This is a genomic window from Mycobacterium sp. TH-M25, assembly GCF_057473665.1.
The window spans coordinates 1-3,835 of record NZ_JBYCLA010000003.1; the positions used below are offsets into that span (position 1 = coordinate 1).

General features: G+C 61.7%; 5 protein-coding genes. 1 reads left to right on the top strand and 4 read right to left on the bottom strand.

Annotation, left to right across the window (positions count from 1 at the left end):
* Nucleotides 1-375 (bottom strand): alpha/beta fold hydrolase (locus AC2VOU_RS00050; protein ID WP_486955505.1); only part of this gene is annotated, 375 nt, incomplete at its 3' end.
* A 249-nt stretch (nucleotides 376-624) separates the two neighbouring features.
* Here AC2VOU_RS00050 and AC2VOU_RS00055 point away from each other — a divergent pair.
* Nucleotides 625-1,779: an acyl-CoA dehydrogenase family protein gene (locus AC2VOU_RS00055; protein ID WP_486955506.1), complete on the top strand. Its 1,155-nt coding sequence runs from the start codon at nucleotides 625-627 to the stop codon at nucleotides 1,777-1,779.
* A gap of 242 nt (nucleotides 1,780-2,021) precedes the next feature.
* On the opposite strand, the gene AC2VOU_RS00060 is transcribed toward AC2VOU_RS00055, so the two are convergent.
* The 3 genes from AC2VOU_RS00060 to AC2VOU_RS00070 all read right to left on the bottom strand — a co-directional run.
* Complete coding sequence (locus AC2VOU_RS00060; RefSeq protein WP_486955507.1) at nucleotides 2,022-2,522, bottom strand: enoyl-CoA hydratase/isomerase family protein; 501 nt, start codon at nucleotides 2,520-2,522, stop codon at nucleotides 2,022-2,024.
* Nucleotides 2,523-2,671: 149 nt separating this feature from the next.
* Nucleotides 2,672-2,926 carry an AMP-binding protein gene (locus tag AC2VOU_RS00065; RefSeq protein WP_486955508.1) on the bottom strand — a complete coding sequence of 85 codons (255 nt, stop codon included), beginning with the start codon at nucleotides 2,924-2,926 and terminating at the stop codon, nucleotides 2,672-2,674.
* A gap of 52 nt (nucleotides 2,927-2,978) precedes the next feature.
* The coding region (locus AC2VOU_RS00070) for a protoporphyrinogen/coproporphyrinogen oxidase (protein WP_486955509.1) at nucleotides 2,979-3,835 on the bottom strand (857 nt) is incomplete at its 5' end.

Genomic DNA, 3,835 nt, shown 5'->3' on the forward strand with positions numbered 1-3,835 from the left:
CAAGTCCAGATCATTAGAGAAGTCCAGTGCCGGCTGCAGAAAGTCCAAGGCGGCAGTTCCCGTCAGGGCGACCGCGTCGACGTCGGAGCCGTGATCCAACAGAAATTGTTGGACAGCAAAGGAACCCATGCTGTGGGCTACTAGGCAGATTGGTTGTTGAGGATGTGACGATCGTGCGAGATTGATCACGACGGCGAGATCGCCGACCAGTTCCGCCCAGCCGTTGGGGCCCAGATGACCGGGTTCGCGGCTGCCGTCCAATGAACTGCCGTGCCCGCGATGGTCATATCCGTACACCGCGAAACCCTCAGCGGTAAGCGCCTGGGCAACGTGATCATAGCGGCGAACGTGCTCGCCCATACCGTGGACAAGCACACCTACGCCTGCGTCCGCTGAAGCCTCTCGGACGGGCCAGTGATACCCCGCGATCTCGTGACCATCAGTGGATCGATAGCTCAACGTCTCTGGCGGCATCCCGCAATCTCTTTCCGTCGCGGAACGCCGCAATGGGAGCCGGGGGCTTGGAAGACCATGAAGATAATATTATAATGGTCAGACCGTAATGGTCAAGATTCCTTCCCCGGCCTCATCCAAGTTTTCGGTGCGACGAAGAGAGGAAACCAGATGGTTTCATTCGAGTTCAGTCCGGATCAGTCCGCGTTTAAAAAGACGCTCAGCGACTTCTCGCACAAAGTGCTGTTGCCTGGCTACCGGGATCGCGCAGCGTCGACTGAGTTTCCATTCGACGTGCTGCGCCAGCTCGGCGATATCGGCGTCCTGGGGATCGGGCTGCCGGAACAATATGGAGGCACCGGTGCCGAGGATCCGGTGACACTCGGCCTCGCGACCGAGACTCTGGCCTACGGCGATGTGAACGTCGCCTCAGCGCCAATACAGATCGGGCTTATCGGCTCACAGCTGATGCAGGGCACTGAGGAGATCCAGCAGCGCTACTTGCCGGCGATGATCGAAGGTCGAGAAAACATTGCGATCGCGTTGACCGAGCCAGGCTCGGGGTCAGATGCGGCTGGGCTGACCACGGTGGCGTGCCCCGCCGATGGAGGATGGAGGCTGACTGGCGAGAAGACGGCGATTTCGTGGGCGATGCATTCGTCGGCGGCACTGATTTACGCCCGCGAGCCCGGCACAAAAGGTTCGGCCGGGGTGAGCTGCTACCTGGTGCCGCTGGACCAGGACGCGGTGACGGTGCGCCATATGCCGGGCATGGGCTGCCTACCACTGGGATGGGGCTCTATCCATCTCGACGACGTGTTCGTCCCCAGCTCGCATTTGATCGGCGAGCCGGGCCGAGGATTCCGCGCGGTGATGAGTCACTTCGACTTCAGCCGGGCTGCATTGGGCCTGCTGTGCCTGGGAGCCGCACAAGCCAGCCTCGACGAAGCCGCCGTTTACGCAACGCAGCGCCATGCCTTCGGTAAGCCGATCGCTGACAACCAAGGCGTGTCATTCGCTCTCGCCGAGCACGCCACCTACCTCGAAGCGGCACGGTGGATGTGCTACCGCGCACTATGGCTGCGCGAACAGGGCAGGTCGCACACCGCACTGGCGTCAATGAGTAAATGGTGGCCACCGATCATCGCCAAAAATGCCATTGAAGCCGCGATGCGGATTCATGGCAACCTTGGCTACAGCACGGAATTCCCGCTGCAGCAACGCTACCGCGACGTCATGGCCTATCTGATCGCCGACGGCACGGCTGAGATTCAGAAACGAGTGATTGCCAAGGAGATTGTCGCCCGCAAGAGCACGGCGTTCTAGTCGCCCTGTCACAGTGAAGTGGCTGTCGCCCCCGCGCGGCCCCGATCGACTTTGTCGAAGAACTGCTGCGATCGCTCCATGACGCTTGCATTGCCGCCGCATAAGGCATCGCCGCACATCGCTTCGACCCGAAGTCGGTCATAGGGAGGGCGGCCTATGATTTCGAGTACCGTCTCCTTGGCCGATTCGATCGCGGCCTGATCGCAGCGCAGAATGCGCTGGACTAGCGTCGGTCTCCTCCATCAGCTTTCCATGTGGCACGACCCGGGAGACCATGTTCGCCGTGTATGCCCGCTCGGCAGAACTCGCTTCACCGGTGAGCAGTAACTCCAGGGCAACTCCGACACCACAGACTTTGGCCAGAAGACGATACCGCCGTCGGGCGGATGCATGCCAGGACGCACCTCGAAGGTGCCGAGTTGCGCTCGGTCGGAGGCGATGCGGATATCGCACGCCATCACCAGCTCGATGCCGTGGCCAACGCACCAGCCGTTGATCGCCGCGACGATGGGCTTGGTGATGCGCGACAGCGGTCCCCGGGTGATACCACATAGACCGTCCTCGATACGCTCACGTCCGACCATCGGTCCGATGGTCTGCCATTCCGGTGCATGGGTTTTCAAGTCGGCGCCGGCCGTGAAAGCGTCACCGGTCCCGGTGATGACGGCCACGCGAAGCTCGGGGTCCTCGCGGAAGTCGCGCCAGATGTCGCACAGTAATTCGTGGGACTCGGCGAGAACCATTGATCCAAAACGTCTTCGGGAGCGATTTGGACAGCCGTCCCCGTCGCCTGGCGGACCCGTTGCGCAAGTTCGGTGAAATCACCGCCGGCGAATGTCAGCGAGATCTTCGCGTCGTGAACAACATCTGCCAACTCTGCAGGAGCACTGCTTCAGTTCAGAGGCACAAGTGCACATCGCGCTTTGTTGGCACCGACCCAGATCTCGACGAAGGCCGCGGAGTTTCTAACCAGAAACGCTACGTGGGAGCCGGGCCGGACGTTCGCGGCGATCAGCGCATTGACGATGCGGTTCGACCAATCGTTCAGCGCTGCGTAGGTGACCGTACGGTCGCTTTCAATCAGAGTGGCCTTCGCGGGCGTCATCGTCGACCAGGCACGCACTATGTCCGGCACTAAGCGCTGCATCGGTCACTGTTCGACCTCTGAGATGTCATCAGTCAATGGAGTTGCCGTCCAGTTACTGCGCGACTCCGGTGAGCCGGTTGGCAGCAAGTTCCCCGCTGAAAATTGCCGCCTCCACGCCGGCATGCGCGAAATAATCACCTGCAAGGTAGATTCCGGCCGGCATCTCCGCGTGCAGCGAGTCGAGCCGGGCGTAGTGGCCCGGGTCGGCGATGGACAACCCCCGCCGGTAGTGGAACAGCTCGATCAAGTCCGGTTCTGGCGCCGGCCCGTACACCTCGAGTACCGCGTCCAGTGCGGACTTGACGATGGCGTCGTCGCTCATGTGCGCCAGGGGTGGCGTGTAGAAGTACACGCCGACGACCTCGCCTCCGGCAGGAACGCTGCCGGGATGGCGCTTACTCTGTAAAACACAAGCGCCCCAGTCGCGTTCCATATTGGCGGGCAGTGCAACGCTGGCGCGATGTTCAGGCCAGGGATTGATCTTGTAGCAGACCTGAACATGTGCGTAGTCGGAGTACAAGCATTCGCGCAACTTTGTCGTGGCCGCCTCGGGGATGAGTCCGGTCAGCAGATCGGCTGCTACCCCGGGTTCGGGCGCCACGATCAACGCGTCCACATGGTGAGTCTCGCCAGCCGCCGACACGGCGTAGCCACCTTCGGCTCTGGTGATCTTCTCGACCGGCGCCGACAGCCGCAGGTCGAGCCTCGGACTTCCGTCAATAAGCCAGTCAGAGATCTGGCCCATACCCTCCGGTGGCACCGACAGCGACAGCCGGTAGAACTGCCTGACGACAGCATCGAACAGGGCAGGCGATAGCCAGCTCATCGGCACCGCGTACAGGAACCCCATGTAGGGCACCGTGATGTAGTTGTGGCCCCGATCGCCCAACACTCGCCGAGACCAGCTTT

Coding starts and splice junctions, on each gene's coding strand:
- AC2VOU_RS00055 (WP_486955506.1), top strand. CDS start 625: ATGGTTTCATTCGAGTTCAGTCCGGATCAGTCCGCGTTTAAAAAGACG.
- AC2VOU_RS00060 (WP_486955507.1), bottom strand. CDS start 2,522: ATGGTTCTCGCCGAGTCCCACGAATTACTGTGCGACATCTGGCGCGAC.
- AC2VOU_RS00065 (WP_486955508.1), bottom strand. CDS start 2,926: ATGCAGCGCTTAGTGCCGGACATAGTGCGTGCCTGGTCGACGATGACG.